This is a genomic window from Rahnella sp. AA, from assembly GCF_002834385.1.
Lineage (GTDB): Bacteria > Pseudomonadota > Gammaproteobacteria > Enterobacterales > Enterobacteriaceae > Rahnella.
Genome location: NZ_PITQ01000002.1, coordinates 354,734 through 373,505, shown reverse-complemented (window position 1 = coordinate 373,505; position 18,772 = coordinate 354,734). Strand labels below are relative to the sequence as shown.

Genomic DNA, 18,772 nt, shown 5'->3' with positions numbered 1-18,772 from the left:
TATTGCGGCCCTCATCGTTTCGGCGGGCGGGCAGATCAGGCTTTCAGCGCCCGCTCAACGCCTGCGCCGTACGCCGGATCGACTTTAGAGAACAGGTCAGTCTGGCGTTTTTGCGTTTCAGGTGATGCATGTTTCAGCTCACCGGCAATGCGGGCAAACATACGCTGATGTTCTTCCTCAGACAGCAGATTGAACAGCAAGCGTGGCTGAGTGAAATAATCGTCATCTTCGCGGTGATTCCAGTGGTCCGCTGCGCCTTCAATCGTCAGCGGTGGTTCGCTGTAATCCGGCTGTTCCTGGAATAAACCTGCGCTGTTTGGCTCGTACGTCACGCCGTTGCCGCTGTTGCCGTCAACGCGCATAGCACCGTCACGATGATAATTATGGAACGGACATTTTGGCGCATTAACCGGGATCTGATGATGGTTTACGCCCAAACGATAACGCTGAGCGTCGCCATAAGAGAATAAACGGCCCTGCAACATTCTGTCCGGCGAGAAGCCGATACCGGGCACCACGTTCGCCGGGTTCATCGCCACCTGCTCAACGTCGGCAAAGTAGTTTTCCGGATTACGGTTCAGCTCGAACTCACCGACTTCAATCAGCGGGTAATCGCTGTGCAGCCAGACTTTGGTCAGGTCAAACGGGTTATACGGCAGTTTGGAGGCATCCGCTTCCGGCATGATTTGCACGAACAGTTTCCAGCGCGGGAAATCGCCGCGTTCAATGGCGTCATACAGATCACGCTGTGAACTTTCGCGGTCGGTGCCCACCTGTTTTTCGGCTTCATCGTCCATCAGGTTTTCAATACCCTGCTGGCAGCGGAAATGGAATTTCACCCAGAAACGCGCATTTTCCGCATTGATAAAGCTGAAAGTATGGCTGCCGAAACCGTGAATATGGCGATAAGATGCTGGCAGTCCACGGTCACTGACGTCGATCGTCAGCTGATGCAGCGCTTCCGGCAGATGCGAGAAGAAGTCCCATTTATACGCCGGGTTACGCAGGTTGGTGCGCGGGTCGCGTTTCACAACGTGGTTCAGATCCGGGAATTTCAGCGGATCGCGCAGGTAGAAGATCGGGGTATTATTGCCGACTAAATCCCAGTTACCTTCTTCGGTGTAAAACTTCATAGAGAAGCCGCGGATATCGCGTTCTGCATCCGCCGCGCCGCGCTCACCGGCCACGGTGGAGAAACGGATAAACATGTCGGTTTGCTTACCGATTTCAGAGAAGATTTTCGCACGGGTGTACTGAGTAATATCGTGCGTCACGGTAAACGTCCCGTGCGCGCCGGAGCCTTTTGCATGCATACGACGCTCAGGGATCACTTCGCGGCCAAAGTGCGCCAATTTCTCAAGAAACCAGACATCCTGCAGAAGCAGCGGGCCACGGCGGCCCGCGGTGATGACATTGTTATTATCGACGACGGGTGCGCCAGCGGCAGTTGTTAATCCTTTCTTCGTCATGACAATTCCTTCCAGTTTGAAACGGGTGTGGGATAAAAGGGGCAGTGGTAAGCCTTTTGCATTCCATGTCAGAGGGTTGCTTTCCTAAGCAAAATTCACTCTACTCATAAGTAATAAACCCTATATTGATCATGGGCAAATAGGTGGGAGTTATCATTTCGATTAGAAATCTTCGTTTCATCAATGAAATCGATGTTTCTTACAATTTACCGCCTTCCCGCGAATGTTTTAAAGTTCCAAAAAGTTGTTACAACAGAGTGAATTGCTTTAGACTTCAGGCGGAAGAATCATTGTCGTTTAGCAATTATTTAGGATAAATAATGAAAAAGTTTCTTGTTGCTGGTGTTGCAGCCAGCCTGATGTTCGCGGCGGCTTCTGCAAACGCTGTCAGCGTGAATGGTGAAATTGGCGAACACTACACTCACTTAGGCGTGGGCTTCGGCACCACCACTCCGGGCCTGGCGTTGAGCGGTGACTGGACGCATAACGATGACGACGGCGATGTCGCGGGCCTGGGTCTGGGCTACAACATTCCGCTGGGGCCATTCATGGCAACTGTCGGCGGCAAAGGCCTTTACACGGATCCGAAAGACGGTGACTCAGGCTATGCGGTTGCAGTCGGCGGCGGGCTGCAATTGCCAATCGCTAAACTGTTCACTTTGTACGGCGATTACTATTATTCACCGGATTCACTGTCCAGCGGCATTGGTAATTATAAAGAAGCCAACGCAGGCGTGCGCCTGACGGCGATTCCGTTAGTGACCGTGAGCGTGGGTTACCGCTACATGGCGCTGGACGGCAAAGATGGTAACCGTGACAACATCGTAGCCGATGGCGCGTATGTTGGCGGCGCAATCAACTTCTAATTCTCCGTCATCTTTCGGGCCGCAGATGCGTTGGCTGCTTTCGCTCACCCCGGTCACATACTTGTGTATGCTCCCGGGGATTCGCTCTTTTGCCGCCTTTCTGCAACCCGAAATCTTTCGGGGAATCTTTTGATAGAGCCTGCTTAGCGGGCTTTTTTTTCGTCTGGGCCTTCACTTTGGCGCTCTCACTTTGTGCTTTTGCAATTGTGTTTCGGCCTGAGCCTTTCTACAGTGGGGTGACAATAACCAGAAGGAGAACGGGATGCTTAGGGTTGAGATGCTGAGTACGGGTGATGAAGTGCTGCATGGTCAGATTGTGGATACGAATTCTGCGTGGCTGGCGAATTATCTGTTCGAACAGGGTTTACCGATGACCAGCCGTGAAACGGTGGGTGACAGTCTGGACGCGCTGGTGGCCGTTCTCAAAGAACGCAGCCACATTGCTGATGTGTTAATTGTAAACGGTGGTTTAGGGCCGACGACGGATGACCTGAGCGCGCTGGCCGCTGCCAAAGCCTGTGGCGTGGAACTGGTGGAAGATGCCGGGTGGATCAAAACCATGCAGGCATTCTTCAACGAACGTGGCCGTCCGATGGCTGAATCTAACCGTAAACAGGCGCAGATCCCTGCCAATGCCGAATTGCTGGATAACCCGGTTGGCACCGCCTGCGGGTTCAGCGTGAAGCTCAATCGCTGCCAGATTTTCTTCACGCCGGGCGTACCTTCCGAATTCAAAGTGATGGTTGAACAGCAAATTGTTCCGCGACTTCATAAACAATTCCCCGCACTCGAAGCGCCGTTATGTCTGCGTCTGACCACCTTCGGACGCGGCGAAAGCGATCTCGCCACCGAACTGGATAAACTCGAACTGCCGGATGGTGTGGTGATGGGCTATCGCTCGTCGTCACCGATTATCGAACTGAAAGTCACCGGTCCGCGCTCGCAGGAAGCGGCGATGCATAAAGCTTTCGAACGCGTCCGCGAAGTGGCGGGTGAGAGCACGATTTTTGAAGGCCTTGGGAGTTTGCCGGATCGTCTGGCAGAACGCCTGCTGGCGCAAAACCTGCGTCTTGCGGTCAGTGAAAGTTTCACCGGCGGTCTGCTGTACTGGCGTCTGCAAAGCGCAGGCGTTCCGCTGGCTGGTGGCGAACTGCTGGCGCACAGCGAAGAAGCGTCGCCGGAAAAATCCCTCGAATGCCTGCTGGCGCGTGCGCAAAATCTGGCGGAAAAAAACGATGCACAACTCGCGCTGGCTGTCGGGGCATTATCAGGCGATCAGCTTAGCCTTGCCTTACATACGCCGTCCGGCACCAGCGGATTAACGATTCGTTATACCGCCACACGTCACGGACTGACGTTACGGCAGGAGACGATGGCGATGGTCGCGATGGATATGCTGAGGCGCTACCTGAACGGATGGGAGGTGGTGGCGGACTATCCGTGGTTGGATCGGGTGGAGAAGGTGTAGCTTTTGAAAAGCTAAGGTCAAGACCTTGGGTTGCCACCCAAACTGGCAAAACCTTGGGCTCGCCGCCCAAACTGGCCCAAAGGGCGCGTTAACGCGCGCGCCCTCTGGACACCCGCGCTTTTTAACTCCGCGCTGCCGCTCGCTGACTATGTTTCAGTAATTCCTGCTAGTGCCGCGAAAACTTGCCGCTGCGCGGTACCTTCAATTCGGTCTTCGAGCCTTTCGGTCTCGAAACACTCATTCAGCAAGCTTTCTGAAAGCGGCCACTGCCTATGTAGTTCACAACCTCGCCATCTTTTTTCAACCACTTGAAAGCTAGATATATCGCTCGTTAAGCAAGGCAAAACTGTTTTTTTAAATGGTGAGATGGCGCACTCAAAAATCCTGCTGAACGAAGCGGGCTGGAGACCCAAGGCTCCAGCACCGAGAGAAGGCACCGCGCAGCGGCAGGGTTTTGCGCCACGCGCCCAAGCCTCGGAACATGTCCATCGGCCCAGCGACAGCGCGCAGTGAAAAAACGCGGGAGTCCAGAGGGAGAAGGTTTATTCTCCCTCTGGTCGGTGTGGGCCGATGCCCACGACCTTGATTTTGATTTAGAATTTAAACCGGAAGCCAATCTCAACAGCGGGTACGGGCAGCAGCCCGCTAAAATTCAACTTCAATATCCCCCACCGGCAGGCAGCAGCATGGAAGGACATCTCCTTCCGCCACAAACGCCAACGGTTTCTCACTATACTCAACCGTCCCGCGAACGAGCTTCATGCGGCAAGAGCCGCAATAACCTTCCCGGCACTGGTATTCCACTTCAACCTGATGATGCTCAAACACTTCCAGCAAATTCCGGTGGCCGGATTTGCAGGCCAGTTGCTGGCCGCTTGCTGAAAGTGTGATCGTCCTGTCCGTCATTTAAAGCTCGAAATCACTCAAATCGTCGGCGTGAACTTCAGAGTCAATCTGACCGACCAGATAGGAGCTGACTTCCACTTCCTGTGGCGCAACCTGCACGTTGTCAGAAACCAGCCACGCGTTGATCCATGGGATCGGGTTAGAGCGGGTTTTGAATGGCGCATCCAGACCTACAGCCTGCATACGGATGTTGGTGATGTATTCCACGTACTGGCACAGAATGTCTTTGTTCAGGCCAATCATGGAACCGTCTTTAAACAGATATTCCGCCCAGTCTTTTTCCTGCTGTGCCGCCAGCACAAACAGGTCATGGCATTCCTGCTGACATTCCTGCGCGATTTCTGCCATTTCAGGATCATCCTGACCTGAACGTAACAGGTTCAGCGCGTGCTGAGTGCCGGTCAGATGCAGCGCTTCGTCGCGGGCGATCATCTTGATGATTTTCGCATTCCCTTCCATCAGCTCGCGTTCAGCAAAGGCGAAGGAACAGGCGAAGCTGACGTAGAAACGCACGGCTTCCAGAGCGTTAACGCTCATCAGGCAGATATAGAGTTTTTTCTTCAGTTCACGCAGGTTTACCACGACGGTTTTACCGTTCACCTGATGCGTGCCTTCGCCCAGCAGGTGATAGTAGCTGGTCATTTCGATCAGCGTGTCGTAGTAACCGGAGATGTCTTTCGCACGCTTGAGGATTTCTTCGTTGGTCACGATATCGTCAAATACAATCGCCGGGTCATTCACGATATTGCGGATGATGTGCGTGTAAGAACGGGAGTGAATCGTTTCTGAAAACGCCCAGGTTTCGACCCAGGTTTCCAGCTCTGGAATGGAAATCAGCGGTAACAGCGCAACGTTCGGGCTGCGTCCCTGAATGGAATCGAGCAGAGTCTGGTATTTCAGGTTGCTCAGGAAGATATGCTTTTCGTGATCCGGCAGGGCCTGAAAATCGATACGGTCGCGGGAAACATCAATCTCTTCAGGACGCCAGAAGAAGGACAGCTGCTTTTCGATCAGTTTTTCAAAGATCTCATGTTTCTGCTGGTCGAAACGGGCAACGTTGACTGACTGGCCGAAAAACATCGGTTCCAGCAATTGGTTATTTTTGTTCTGAGAGAAAGTGCTATAAGCCATATTGTCCTCGGACAAAAGCCCCGTTTAAGGGGCTTTATTTAAAATGATAAATCAAAACAGACGATTAGATTTTGCAGGCACCGCTTTCGCAGTCGTCAGCCACTTCCGCTTTCATGTCTTCCTGCACATCGTCAGCACCGTCGCGGGTGTTCTGATAGTACAGAGTTTTCACGCCGAATTTGTAGGCCGTCAGCAAGTCTTTCAACAACTGTTTCATCGGCACTTTACTGTTCGGGAAACGTGACGGGTCGTAGTTGGTGTTCGACGAAATCGCCTGGTCGATGAATTTCTGCATCACGCCAACCAGTTGCAGGTAACCGTCGTTGTTTGGCATATCCCACAGCAGTTCGTACTGATCTTTCAGACGCTCATACTCAGGCACCACCTGACGCAGAATGCCGTCTTTCGACGCTTTAATGCTGATGTGGCCGCGCGGTGGTTCGATGCCGTTGGTGGCGTTGGAGATCTGCGAAGACGTCTCAGAAGGCATCAATGCAGACAGCGTGGAGTTACGCAGGCCGTGGGTTTTGATGCTTTCACGCAGGGAATCCCAGTCCAGATGCAGCGGCTCGTCGCAAATCGCATCCAGATCTTTCTTGTACGTATCGACCGGCATGATGCCTTGCGAGTAAGTGGTTTCGTTGAACCACTGGCACGCACCTTGTTCTTTCGCCAGCTCGTTGGAGGCTTTCAGCAGGTAATACTGAATGGCTTCAAACGTTTTGTGCGTCAGGTTGTTGGCGCTGCCGTCAGAATAACGCACGCCGTTTTTCGCCAGATAGTAAGCGTAGTTGATCACGCCGATACCCAGCGTACGGCGGCCCATCGCACCGCGTTTTGCGGCCTTGATCGGGTAATCCTGATAATCGAGCAGGGCGTCGAGCGCACGAACGGCCAGAACCGCCAGTTCTTCCAGATCGTCCAGGCTTTCAATCGCGCCGAGGTTAAAGGCTGACAGCGTACACAGCGCAATCTCACCGTTTTCGTCGTTAACGTCGTCCAGCGGTTTGGTTGGCAGCGCGATTTCCAGGCACAGGTTGGACTGGCGAACAGGCGCGATAGCCGGATCAAACGGGCTATGGGTGTTGCAGTGATCAACGTGCTGAATGTAGATACGGCCGGTAGAAGCGCGTTCCTGCATCATCAGGGAGAACAGCTCAACCGCTTTCACTTTCTGCTTACGGATGCTGTCGTCCTGCTCGTATTTTTCATACAGACGCTCGAACTCGTCCTGATCGGCGAAGAACGCATCGTACAGGCCCGGGACATCAGACGGACTGAACAGCGTGATGTCGCCGCCTTTCACCAGACGCTGATACATCAGTTTGTTGATCTGCACGCCGTAGTCCATATGACGTACGCGGTTGCCTTCAACACCCCGGTTGTTTTTCAGCACCAGCAGGCTTTCCACTTCCAGATGCCACATCGGGTAGAACAGCGTCGCTGCGCCACCGCGAACGCCACCCTGAGAGCAGGATTTCACTGCGGTCTGGAAGTGTTTGTAGAACGGGATACAACCGGTGTGGAACGCTTCGCCGCCACGGATCGGGCTGCCCAACGCACGGATGCGACCGGCGTTGATACCGATACCGGCACGTTGAGAAACGTATTTCACGATGGCGCTGGACGTCGCATTAATGGAATCCAGGCTGTCGCCACATTCAATCAGAACGCAGGAGCTGAACTGACGGGTTGGGGTGCGCACGCCAGACATGATCGGCGTAGGCAGGGAAATTTTGAACGTAGAAATCGCGTCGTAGAAGCGTTTGATGTAGTCCAGACGGGTTTCACGCGGGTAGCCGGAGAACAGGCACGCGGCAACCAGAATGTAGAGGAACTGTGCGCTCTCGTAGATATCACCGGTTACACGGTTCTGTGCCAGGTATTTCCCTTCCAGCTGTTTTACCGCAGCGTAGGAGAAATTCATATCACGCCAGTGGTCAATAAAACTGTCCATCTGCTCGAACTCTTCAGCCGTGTAGTCTTCCAGCAGATGTTTGTCGTATTTACCCATTTCAACCATGCGGGTGACCTGGTCGATCAGTTTTGGCGGTTCAAACTGGCCGTAGGCTTTTTTACGCAGGTGGAAAATCGCCAGACGGGCAGCCAGATACTGGTAATCCGGAGCGTCTTTAGAGATCAGATCAGCAGCCGCTTTGATAATGGTTTCATGAATATCAGCGGTTTTGATGCCGTCATAGAACTGGATGTGTGAACGAAGTTCTACTTGAGAAACTGATACGTTTTGAAGACCTTCCGCTGCCCAGTCAATGACACGGTGGATTTTATCAAGGTTGATGCGTTCTGTGCGGCCATCACGTTTAGTAACAAGCAGGCTTTGGTTCATGGGGTGCGATACCTTAAAGGTTTATAAAGGGTCTGACCCGACCGCATAAACACGCACGGCAGCACAAAGGGTCCCTTGTGTGCTGGTCAGGATATAAACACAATATATTGTGGGTTTGTTATTTTCTGATGACAAGATAGTGACTGAATGGCCCTTTTGCAAGTGAACAAAACGGGCAGATTTGTGGATAAGTTGGGGAGAAATTTTTAGCCTGAGCCTGAAGAGTCCGTCATTGCTGGCGCGACAAACCTGTCAATATCTGAGATACGATTTTCTTATATTTTTATGAAAGGTGATCGACTGCCGGTTTATTAAACGTTAGAAAAAAACGCTATATTGATCTGGATAACTATTCTAAAAAATCATGTTGCAGCAGACGGGGACACCAACGCCCTAAAAACTAAGGTTTAAGTGAAATTCAGGGGCGGGATGTCTGTGAAAAGTCTGAGAGTTTTAGCCCGGAACGCATCTTCCGGGCTTGACGCGGAGAGATTTTGGCAATCAGCTCGCGCTGGTGTTTTCTGCCTGCGTATGAATCATGTAATTCACATCGACGTTTGGCCCGAGTTTGAAATGGTCGGTCAGCGGATTGTAATGCAGGCCCATGATGTGGCGTTCAAACAGCGGCGTGCGGTCAATCATGCCCAGCAACTCGGAAGGCTTGATGAACTTTTTGATGTCATGCGTGCCCTTTGGCACCATCTTCAGCACGTATTCCGCACCGAAAATTGCCATCAGCCAGGCTTTATTATTGCGGTTGATGGTGGAGAAGAAGACGTGGCCGCCGGGTTTCACCAGACGGGCGCAGGCCGCAACCACAGAAGCCGGGTCCGGTACGTGCTCGAGCATTTCCATGCAGGTGACAACGTCGTATTGCTGCGGATGGGCTTCGGCGTGTGCTTCTACCGTCTCCTGAACGTAATCCACTTTCACACCGCTTTCGAGTGCATGCAAACGCGCAACCTGCAATGGCTCGCCGCCCATGTCCAGACCGGTGACTTCCGCGCCCGCTACCGCCATGCTTTCACTTAAGATCCCGCCGCCGCAGCCGACGTCGAGCACCTTTTTGCCAAACAGGCCATCGGCGCGCTCAAGAATGTAATTCAGGCGCAACGGATTGATCCGGTGCAGGGGCTTGAATTCACCTTCCAGATCCCACCAGCGTGAGGCGACAGCCTCAAATTTAGCGATCTCTTCGTGGTCAATGTTTTGCGTGGTTGAAGACGATGTGGTTGTCATGAGCGTGATGAACTCCTTATATCTTGATTAGCGGATTATACATATTCCATCTGCTTTGGCTCAGTTTTGTCGTTATGGTTAATGTTTGTACGAAATGACTGCCTTTGCGCAAAGGTTTGAATCATGTTGGATAATACTGCGCAAAAGGGGGCGGTTGTTTCCCACGTTTGGCAGGTTTGTGGTATAGTTTTACACCTTTGCCTATACAGGCAGCGGCCATGAATAATCAGTAGAGGGATAGCAGCTCCATGAGCGACCTTGCCAGAGAAATCACACCGATTAACATCGAAGAAGAGCTGAAAAACTCTTACCTGGATTATGCGATGTCCGTTATTGTCGGACGTGCGTTACCAGATGTGCGCGATGGTTTGAAACCGGTGCACCGCCGCGTACTTTTCGCAATGAATGTCCTCGGTAACGACTGGAATAAAGCCTACAAAAAATCGGCCCGTGTGGTCGGTGACGTTATCGGTAAATATCACCCGCACGGTGATACCGCTGTTTATGACACCATCGTTCGTATGGCTCAGCCTTTCTCACTTCGCTATATGCTGGTGGACGGGCAGGGTAACTTCGGTTCGGTGGATGGCGACTCCGCCGCCGCCATGCGTTATACCGAAATCCGCATGTCAAAAATTGCACACGAATTGCTGGCAGACTTAGAAAAAGAAACTGTCGATTTCGTGCCAAACTATGACGGCACCGAACAAATTCCTGCGGTAATGCCAACGCGTATTCCTAACCTGCTGGTTAACGGCTCGTCAGGTATCGCAGTCGGTATGGCGACCAACATTCCGCCGCACAACCTCACTGAGGTGATCAACGGCTGTCTGGCGTACATAGAAGATGAAAACATCAGCATTGAAGGGCTGATGGAACACATCCCGGGGCCTGATTTCCCGACGGCGGCGATCATCAATGGCCGTCGCGGTATCGAAGAAGCTTACCGTACCGGCCGTGGCAAAATCTCCATCCGTGCCCGCGCTGAAGTGGAAGCGGACGCCAAAACCGGTCGCGAAACCATCATTGTTCACGAGATCCCGTATCAGGTGAACAAAGCCCGTCTGATCGAAAAGATCGCCGAGCTGGTTAAAGAGAAACGTGTCGAAGGCATCAGCGCACTGCGTGATGAGTCCGACAAAGACGGTATGCGTATCGTCATCGAAATCAAACGCGACGCCGTCGGTGAAGTGGTCCTGAACAACCTCTATTCACTGACTCAGCTCCAGACCTCTTTCGGCATCAACATGGTGGCATTGCACCAGGGTCAGCCGAAAATTCTCGGTCTGAAAGAAATCCTGTCTGCGTTTGTTCGTCACCGCCGCGAAGTGGTCACGCGTCGTACCATTTTCGAACTGCGCAAAGCCCGTGACCGTGCGCATATCCTTGAAGCGCTGGCGATCGCGCTGGCAAACATCGATCCCATCATCGAACTGATCCGTGCGGCACAATCTCCGGCTGAAGCGAAAGCGGGCCTGATTGCGCGTTCATGGGATCTGGGTAACGTTGCTGCGATGCTGGCAAGCGCTGGTGATGATGCTGCCCGTCCTGAATGGCTGGAACCTGAGTTTGGTATTCACGACGGTAAGTATTTCCTGACTGAACAGCAAGCACAGGCGATTCTGGATCTGCGTTTGCAGAAACTGACCGGCCTTGAGCATGAAAAACTGCTGGATGAATACAAAGAGCTGCTGGTACAAATCGCCGAGCTGCTGTTCATCCTGTCCAGCCCTGAACGTCTGATGGAAGTCATTCGTGAAGAACTGGAAGCAATTCGCGATCAGTATAACGATCCGCGTCGTACCGAAATCACGGCAAACTCTTCTGACATCAACATCGAAGACCTGATCAATCAGGAAGACGTTGTGGTGACCTTGTCGCATCAGGGCTATGTGAAATATCAGCCTCTGACCGACTATGAAGCGCAGCGTCGCGGTGGTAAAGGCAAGTCAGCCGCCCGTATTAAAGAAGAAGACTTTATCGATCGTCTGCTTGTGGCTAACACCCATGACACCATTCTGATGTTCTCAAGTCGCGGACGTTTGTACTGGATGAAAGTCTATCAGTTGCCGGAAGCCAGCCGCGGTGCCCGTGGCCGTCCGATTGTCAACTTACTGCCGCTTGAGCCAAACGAACGTATTACCGCCATTCTTCCTGTACGCGAGTACGAAGAAGGTCGTCATGTGTTTATGGCGACTGCCAGCGGTACCGTAAAGAAAACGGCTCTGACCGATTTCAGCCGCCCACGCAGTGCTGGCATCATCGCCATCAACCTGAACGAGGGTGATGAGTTGATTGGCGTTGACCTGACTGACGGTAAAGATGAAGTCATGCTGTTCTCTGCGGCTGGTAAAGTGGTGCGCTTCTCTGAAGAAGCCGTCCGCTCGATGGGCCGTACGGCGACCGGTGTTCGCGGTATCCGTCTGGGTGAAGGCGACAGCGTTGTGTCCCTGATTATCCCACGCGGCGAAGGTTGTATCCTGACTGTAACGCAAAACGGTTTCGGTAAACGAACTGAGTCCACCGAATATCCAACCAAATCTCGTGCAACGCAGGGCGTTATCTCAATCAAAGTGAGCGAGCGTAACGGGCCGGTTGTTGGCGCGATCCAGGTGGATGAAGCGGATCAGATCATGATGATCACCGACGCCGGTACGCTGGTGCGTACCCGTGTTTCTGAAGTGAGTACCGTAGGCCGTAACACCCAGGGTGTGACGCTTATCCGTACCGCAGAAGAAGAGCACGTCGTCGGCCTGCAGCGTGTTGCAGAACCGGTGGAAGACGAAGAGCTGGATGGTGTGGCCACCGAAGCGGGTGAACTGGAAGCGGCGCAGGCAGCCGATCTGCCAGACGACGCTGAAAGTGAAGACGATCAACCTGCTGACGACGAAGAATAAGTTTTCTGCGTCAGTGAACAGAGGGGCATAACATTTGTTATGCCCCTTTTTACTGGATTCGTCTCAAAACAACGGTTTCACCTGAACGGCGTTATCCTGCGCTTTTTAGAAAGTCTGGCAATAGTGTATTCTGAATCTCATTCCGCTCCCTGAGCCGTTTTGCTAATGGTTAATCCTTGAAATATCTTGCTTCGTTTCGCACAACGCTAAAAATCTCCCGTTATCTTTTCCGGGTGCTGGCGCTTATGTTGTGGACACTGGGTGTGTTGCTGACCACCTTTTATGTGCTGAATATTTTCCACAACAAAGAATCCGAGATCCGCGATGAGGACAACCTCAATTACGGTCTGGCGCAGAGCTACGTCAAAAATTCCAATGACGTTATGCACAGCATTAAGTTTATGGCTGAAAAGCGGCTCAGCGATTCGATGAACGGGCTGGATATTATCAATGGCATGATCAGCACCAAAAATACGCCGCCGACCTACCTTTCATTGTTTCCGGAGTCCGATTGTTCCTTAATTAATGACAGCTACCGAAATTCGCTGGCGTCGCTGGGCAACATGATCCACTACTGGAAAGATAATTTTTCCGATGCTTACGATCTCAACCGGGTGTTCTTCATCAGCGGTGAGAGCCTGTGTCTGGTGGATTTCGGTATCAGCAGCGAACCGCTTGAGCGCGAAAGTCAGGATCAACTGAAGTCCTTGCATGAAAAAATCCTGCAATACCGCAACGGTAAAAGTCAGGATAAAGAGAACAGTCTTTACTGGGTATCGCAATCGGAAAACAAAGACTCAGGCTATATGTACGTGCTGACCCCGATTTATGTCGGCAACAAACTGGAAGCGCTGATGGGCATCCAGCAAAATCTCCGTCTGGAAGACTTACTCAATCCCAATGCCCAACATACCTCGGTCACGCTTCTTGATGCTGACGATCAACCACTGCTGAGCATTTCTGAGGATGGCCGCGACGCCGCATCGGCGGGCAGCTATCCGCCGGATAATTCGTTTTTTGGCTATGTGAACGGCTATAAAGATCTGGTTTACAAAAAGCCGCTGCCACCTTCGTCATTGAGCGTGGTGTATTCTATGCCCTTTAACACCGTGATTGAACGTTTCAAGATACTGATTTTCAATGCTGTTTTACTGAATATATTCTCGGGGCTGCTGCTGTTTATTCTGGCCTGGGTCTTTGAGCGAAAAATGTTTTTACCGGCCGAAGAGAACGCATTTCGGCTGGAAGAACATGAGCAATTCAACCATAAAATTGTGGCTTCGGCGCCGGTGGGCATTTCGATTCTGCGTATCAGCGATGGCGTGAATATCCTGAGTAACGAGCTGGCACATAACTACATCAATATGCTCACGCAGGAAGACCGTCAGCGTATTACGCGGATCATTTGCGATCAGCAGACAAACTTTGTCGACGTTATTACTAAAAACAATAACAACATACAGTTAAGTTTCGTGCATTCACGCTATCGCAATGAGGATGTGGCGATTTGCGTGCTGATTGACGTCAGTGCGCGGGTGAAAATGGAAGAATCCTTGCAGGAAATGGCAAACGCCGCCGAACAGGCCAGCCAGTCGAAATCGATGTTTCTGGCGACGGTCAGCCACGAATTACGCACACCACTCTACGGTATCATTGGTAATCTGGATTTACTGCAAACACAGGGATTGCCGCAGGGGGTTGACCGGCTGGTCACAGCCATGAATAACTCGTCTGCCCTGTTGCTGAAAATCATCAGTGATATTCTCGATTTCTCTAAGATTGAATCTGAGCAGCTGAAAATCGAACCTCAGGAATTTTCCTGTCGCGAGGTGATCACACATATCGCTGGCAACTATTTGCCACTGGTCGTGAAGAAACGTCTGGGCCTCTACTGTTTCATCGAGCATAACGTACCGCTGTCGTTTAATGGCGACCCTGTACGTTTGCAGCAGGTCATATCCAACATCCTTAATAATGCGATTAAATTCACCGATACCGGCTGCATTGTGCTGAATGTCAGAACCTGTGGGAACTATCTCGAGTTTCAGGTGCGCGATACCGGCGTCGGGATCCCCGAGCGTGAAATTACGCGCTTGTTTGACCCGTTTTTCCAGGTGGGAACCGGTGTGCAGCGCCATTTCCAGGGCACCGGCCTTGGCCTGGCAATCTGTGAAAAGCTGATTAACCTGATGGATGGTGATATTGAGGTCGAATCCGAACCGGGGCTTGGCAGTTCCTTTACGGTGCGTATCCCGCTTTATAACGCTACATTCCCATCGGGTGAACCACTGGATAACTGGCAGGATAAAACGGTCTGGCTGGACGTGCGTAATGCTTATCTGGAAAGTTATCTGATGCAACTGATGCGCTATCACGGCGCGAATGTACAACGTTGCGAACCGGGGCTGAAAAGTCAGCGGGAGGATGTGTTGATCACCGATACGCCGCTGATTCATAAAGGTGAACTGGCGGCGCAGATTGAATTCTCCATCGACCATATCGGGCCGCCGGTTGAAACGCGTCCGGGTTACTGGGTGCACAGCACATCAACACCGTTGGAAATCACGGCGCTGCTCAACCGCGTTTATCACCTTGAAACCATGACGGAAGAGGGCGTCGCAGTATCAGAGAGCATCGTTGCGCAAGATTACAGCGACGTCACGCTGCTGGTAGTGGACGATCATCCTATCAACCGCCGCCTGCTGGCAGACCAGCTGGGTACGATGGGCTATATCGTGGTGACGGCGAACGACGGGATCGATGCACTGGACGCCATGCGTGCTCACGAGATTGATATTGTGCTGAGCGACGTCAACATGCCGCGCCTTGATGGTTATGGCCTGACGCAAAAACTACGCGAGCTGGGCCATACGTTACCGGTGATTGGTGTGACGGCTAATGCACTGGCCGAGCAACGTCAGCGTTGCCTGGAGGCCGGGATGGATAACTGTTTATCGAAGCCGGTCACTCTGGAAACGCTGCGTGATACGCTGAGCTACTACAGCGCGCTGGTCAGAAAAAACCGCGAAGCGTAACTGACTAAATTGGCGTAATAAAAAAGGCACCTTCCGGTGCCTTTTGCTTTTTTGCGGGCAAAACTCAGTCTTTATCTACCGGCTGAGAACTTACCGAAGACAGATAGTTCAGCAGGGCAATATCGTTTTCCACGCCCAGTTTCAGCATCGCTGATTTCTTCTGGCTGCTGATGGTTTTGATGCTGCGGTTCAGCTTTTTAGCAATCTCAGTCACCAGGAAGCCTTCTGCAAACAGGCGCAGAACTTCGCTTTCTTTCGGTGACAGGCGCTTGTCGCCGTAACCGTTGGCACTGATTTTTTCCAGCAGCTTCGCCACGCTGTCTGGTGTGAATTTTTTGCCTTTCTGCAGTGCTGCCAGTGCTTTAGGTAAATCGGTTGGCGCGCCTTGCTTAAGGACAATCCCTTCAATATCCAGATCCAATACGGAGCTCAGGATTGCCGGGTTGTTGTTCATGGTCAGAACAATGATGGACAGCTGTGGGTAATGGCGTTTGATGTATTTGATCAACGTAATGCCATCGCCAAATTTGTCGCCTGGCATCGAAAGATCGGTGATCAACACGTGGGCATCAAGTTTGCTTAAGCTGTTGACCAATGCTGTTGAGTCTTCGAACTCACCGACAACGTTCACCCATTCAATTTGTTCAAGGGACTTACGAATACCAAACAGGACGATAGGATGGTCATCAGCAATAATTACGTTCATATTATTCATGTGATTAGCTACCTTGCTGGAGCAGTCTGGAGACAAAAGAATTAATGTGATTGATGGTTTCAGTAATCTGTAAAACATCGCCATCAGCAATGTATTGTTCTAACGATTCACACATTTGCTTGCCTGGGGTCAGGTTCAGCATGGCAAACACCCCCTTGAGGCGATGTGCTGTCTGGGAAAGTGATGTGAAATCACGGCGTTGGTTTTCATTATACAATTTCTCAAGATCTTCCGGTACTGTCTCGACAAAAAGCTGATAGTAATCGCTTGATTTTAGCTGCTTTTCATACTGGTCGAGAGAGTCTTCACCGGGTTCTTCGGGTGAAACACTGTCATCAGTTACAGCAAATTGCTGTTCGATTAACAGTAAGGTTGCGTCGATCAGCGCACTGCTGATGTTGTAATTGACGCGGATATAATGCTTTTCGAGCTGCTGGAAGCCGGATTCATCGTCGGTTAGCAGAAGCGTAAATTTGTCACTGTTCTGCGGGTTGTCCGTCAGTAATACATCGTATTCCCGCGCGACCTGTCGCTCATCAGCCACGATACACACTGCGCCGTATGCATTCATCGTCCGGGTCACAATGCCACGGACTTCATCAGACGTAATGTCGAGCAGGGCGGTGACATCGTTGAGTAACTTTTCATGCTCCGCTTCAACTTCCTGTGCTTCCGGGCGCTGTTTGACACGTACGGTATAGCGCGTGCCGATATTGAGCTTGCTGCGGATTTCTAATTGCCCGCCCAGTTTTTTGCACAGCTGATTGCACAGGAAGAATGTCAGCCCGGAACCGTGATTAAAGCGATCGACTAATGCCTGGCTCAGGAAAGGATAATTCAGATTGCTCAATTCTTCTCTGGAAATTCCGCTGCCGGTATCATTAATGTGGAAAATCAGCTGATCCGGGCGATCTTCGTCCTGTTCGCTGGTTAATGTCACTTTGCCAAGTGACGTGGTGACAATGGCGTAATCGAGCAACAGCGAAAGGATTTTTTTCACTGCCTGCATATCACCGGTGAAGGTGGCTTCCGGCGCAATCTGGAAATGATTCAGCAACCCGAGGCCTTTCTGGTTCAGGCGGGGCAGGGCCTCGAGCAGCAGTTCATCAACCATTGCCGACAGCACATACTTCTCGCCAGAAGGCTGCCAGTCCTGAGTTTCAAGGCGTGTCAGCAGGGTGATATTGTCCACCAGCGTTAATGCATTGCGCGATTCGCTGAGGAGTTTGCTCTCCAGTATCTGGCGCTCTTCCGGTTTTTGTTCTTCCACTAACGCGGTCACCAGACCGTTCAGCTCCTGTAATGGCTGATTCAGCTCAATGCCCAGATTATGCAACATCAGCTTACGCGCCTGCAGGTTCTTTTCAAACTCGCGCTTAGCCTGTTGCAACGTCCGGTTCACCATCACTTCTTTATCCTGATCATGCAGCATGAACAGGTAAGTTTCCGGCGAGATCTGGCTGCGGATCATGCGGATTTCATACACTTCGTTATTCACGGTGGCCTGAATTGTGCCGTGATGCTGTTCCGCCATATTGGCGATTTTATTCAGGCTCAGGTGCGGCAATAGCTGGTCGGCAATTTTATTGCTCAGGATCACGCTGTGGTTACTGAAGTTGTACACCAGCAGGCCAAGAGGAAGGCCGGAAATAATTTCCTGATTCAGCGCCTGCTGTATCTGCAATTGTGCCGCCATATTTTCGCTCGGGCGAATGTACTGGTGGCGGATGAAATAGATGCTGGTCATTGCCAGCCCGATCAGGAACAGGTTGATCAGGATTAACCAGAAGTTATTGCGTGACAGATCGATAATCAGGCTTAAAAGCGGCACATGATAAGTCAGCGAAAGCGGGGAGTTACTCAGCGGTACGTCAAATACCAGCGACCAGCCTTGCATGACAATGCTGCTGGTTGCTGTGCTATCGTCGCCCGGATCACCCTCATTAACGGCGGTAGCATTGCCGTTGAGCTGGAAATTGTCCCGCGCCATGTTGTAGGGGATCAGGTCACTCATCGGTAAATCGAAAGCAATCACCGTCGCCAGATGGCCAGGATTGTTAAATGTGGTGCGCAGCGAGAAGGAATAGTCACTGCTTTGGCGGGATTTACGTAAAGCAGAATAGCTTTCACGTTCGTCCAGCGTGTTGGCCTGTTGCAACATTTCGGCACGGCGCGATTGCAGCGTGCTGGTGAAATAGTTTTCCTTCAGGCGGGAGTCTTGCTGCTGAAGCGGGACAGTGGTGATCAGCAGCATGCTGTTATCCTGCCCGTTCAGGTAATACAGCGAATACGGCAGGGAACTCGCGCCCCACTGGTCATCCAGAAACGAAGAGATTTTCAGGGTGAGATCCAGCGTGGAGCTGTCGTGTGCGCCAAAGATCAGCGCATCTGTTTTCTTATGAGGCTTGGAGACAAAATACATATCCTGACGCAGGCGAATTTCCTGCGCATTAACCACATCAGGTGTTAAAGGCTGACCGTTGAAATTGTCATAAATCTGGTATGTCATATACCGGTATTTATCGATGCGTTTTTGCAACAGTTCGGCGGTGTTCTGGACAGTTCGCAGTTTATCGTTCAGATATGCGTTAGTGTAATTGTAACCGTAAAGGCCCAGCCCCATCACCAGCAGCAAAATAAATAACCAAAAAAATCGTGTGATATTGGTTGATGTCAGCGATAAATATTTACCAGCCATA

Annotated in this window: 11 protein-coding genes; 4 read left to right on the top strand and 7 right to left on the bottom strand. The window is 51.6% G+C overall.

What is annotated here, in order from left to right; genetic code table 11:
- Positions 1-35: 35 nt before the first annotated feature.
- A complete protein-coding gene (locus CWS43_RS06410) occupies positions 36-1,469 on the bottom strand; it encodes a catalase (protein ID WP_198555785.1) in 1,434 nt (477 codons plus the stop codon).
- Between the two features lie 320 nt (positions 1,470-1,789).
- Here CWS43_RS06410 and CWS43_RS06405 point away from each other — a divergent pair, with 320 nt between their 5' ends.
- Together CWS43_RS06405 and CWS43_RS06400 are read left to right on the top strand one after the other, a co-directional pair.
- A complete protein-coding gene (locus CWS43_RS06405; protein WP_101076087.1) occupies positions 1,790-2,335 on the top strand; it encodes a YfaZ family outer membrane protein in 546 nt (181 codons plus the stop codon).
- Positions 2,336-2,597: 262 nt separating this feature from the next.
- Positions 2,598-3,803 (top strand): nicotinamide mononucleotide deamidase-related protein YfaY, encoded by a 1,206-nt coding sequence (locus CWS43_RS06400; protein ID WP_101076086.1) that lies wholly within the window; start codon positions 2,598-2,600, stop codon positions 3,801-3,803.
- 645 nt (positions 3,804-4,448) lie between these two features.
- On the opposite strand, the gene yfaE is transcribed toward CWS43_RS06400, so the two are convergent.
- The 4 genes from yfaE to ubiG all read right to left on the bottom strand — a co-directional run bounded on the left by yfaE (position 4,449) and on the right by ubiG (position 9,426).
- Positions 4,449-4,709, bottom strand: coding sequence for a class I ribonucleotide reductase maintenance protein YfaE (gene yfaE, locus CWS43_RS06395; protein WP_101076085.1), 261 nt, complete (start codon positions 4,707-4,709; stop codon positions 4,449-4,451).
- Complete coding sequence (gene nrdB, locus CWS43_RS06390; protein WP_101076084.1) at positions 4,710-5,840, bottom strand: class Ia ribonucleoside-diphosphate reductase subunit beta; 1,131 nt, start codon at positions 5,838-5,840, stop codon at positions 4,710-4,712. It lies immediately after the preceding gene.
- Positions 5,841-5,904: 64 nt separating this feature from the next.
- Positions 5,905-8,187 (bottom strand): class 1a ribonucleoside-diphosphate reductase subunit alpha, encoded by a 2,283-nt coding sequence (gene nrdA, locus CWS43_RS06385; RefSeq protein ID WP_101076083.1) that lies wholly within the window; start codon positions 8,185-8,187, stop codon positions 5,905-5,907.
- 501 nt (positions 8,188-8,688) lie between these two features.
- Positions 8,689-9,426, bottom strand: a complete 738-nt coding sequence (gene ubiG / locus CWS43_RS06380; protein WP_101076082.1) for a bifunctional 2-polyprenyl-6-hydroxyphenol methylase/3-demethylubiquinol 3-O-methyltransferase UbiG — start codon at positions 9,424-9,426, stop codon at positions 8,689-8,691.
- A 248-nt stretch (positions 9,427-9,674) separates the two neighbouring features.
- Here ubiG and gyrA point away from each other — a divergent pair, with 248 nt between their 5' ends.
- Together gyrA and rcsC are read left to right on the top strand one after the other, a co-directional pair.
- Positions 9,675-12,323 carry a DNA topoisomerase (ATP-hydrolyzing) subunit A gene (gene gyrA / locus CWS43_RS06375; protein WP_101076081.1) on the top strand — a complete coding sequence of 883 codons (2,649 nt, stop codon included), beginning with the start codon at positions 9,675-9,677 and terminating at the stop codon, positions 12,321-12,323.
- Between the two features lie 176 nt (positions 12,324-12,499).
- Positions 12,500-15,358, top strand: a complete 2,859-nt coding sequence (gene rcsC / locus CWS43_RS06370) for a two-component system sensor histidine kinase RcsC (RefSeq protein ID WP_101076080.1) — start codon at positions 12,500-12,502, stop codon at positions 15,356-15,358.
- Positions 15,359-15,422: 64 nt separating this feature from the next.
- Here the strand turns inward: rcsC and rcsB are convergent, their stop codons facing one another.
- Together rcsB and rcsD are read right to left on the bottom strand one after the other, a co-directional pair.
- Positions 15,423-16,073, bottom strand: a complete 651-nt coding sequence (gene rcsB / locus CWS43_RS06365) for a response regulator transcription factor RcsB (RefSeq protein WP_013574620.1) — start codon at positions 16,071-16,073, stop codon at positions 15,423-15,425.
- A gap of 4 nt (positions 16,074-16,077) precedes the next feature.
- Positions 16,078-18,771 carry a phosphotransferase RcsD gene (gene rcsD / locus CWS43_RS06360; protein ID WP_101076079.1) on the bottom strand — a complete coding sequence of 898 codons (2,694 nt, stop codon included), beginning with the start codon at positions 18,769-18,771 and terminating at the stop codon, positions 16,078-16,080.
- Between the last annotated feature and the right edge of the window lies 1 nt (position 18,772).

What these genes read in the sequence shown, in the direction of transcription:
- CWS43_RS06410 (WP_198555785.1), bottom strand. Translation starts at nt 1,469, where the DNA reads ATGACGAAGAAAGGATTAACAACTGCCGCTGGCGCACCCGTCGTCGAT.
- CWS43_RS06405 (WP_101076087.1), top strand. Translation starts at nt 1,790, where the DNA reads ATGAAAAAGTTTCTTGTTGCTGGTGTTGCAGCCAGCCTGATGTTCGCG.
- CWS43_RS06400 (WP_101076086.1), top strand. Translation starts at nt 2,598, where the DNA reads ATGCTTAGGGTTGAGATGCTGAGTACGGGTGATGAAGTGCTGCATGGT.
- yfaE (WP_101076085.1), bottom strand. Translation starts at nt 4,709, where the DNA reads ATGACGGACAGGACGATCACACTTTCAGCAAGCGGCCAGCAACTGGCC.
- nrdB (WP_101076084.1), bottom strand. Translation starts at nt 5,840, where the DNA reads ATGGCTTATAGCACTTTCTCTCAGAACAAAAATAACCAATTGCTGGAA.
- nrdA (WP_101076083.1), bottom strand. Translation starts at nt 8,187, where the DNA reads ATGAACCAAAGCCTGCTTGTTACTAAACGTGATGGCCGCACAGAACGC.
- ubiG (WP_101076082.1), bottom strand. Translation starts at nt 9,426, where the DNA reads ATGACAACCACATCGTCTTCAACCACGCAAAACATTGACCACGAAGAG.
- gyrA (WP_101076081.1), top strand. Translation starts at nt 9,675, where the DNA reads ATGAGCGACCTTGCCAGAGAAATCACACCGATTAACATCGAAGAAGAG.
- rcsB (WP_013574620.1), bottom strand. Translation starts at nt 16,073, where the DNA reads ATGAATAATATGAACGTAATTATTGCTGATGACCATCCTATCGTCCTG.
- rcsD (WP_101076079.1), bottom strand. Translation starts at nt 18,771, where the DNA reads ATGGCTGGTAAATATTTATCGCTGACATCAACCAATATCACACGATTT.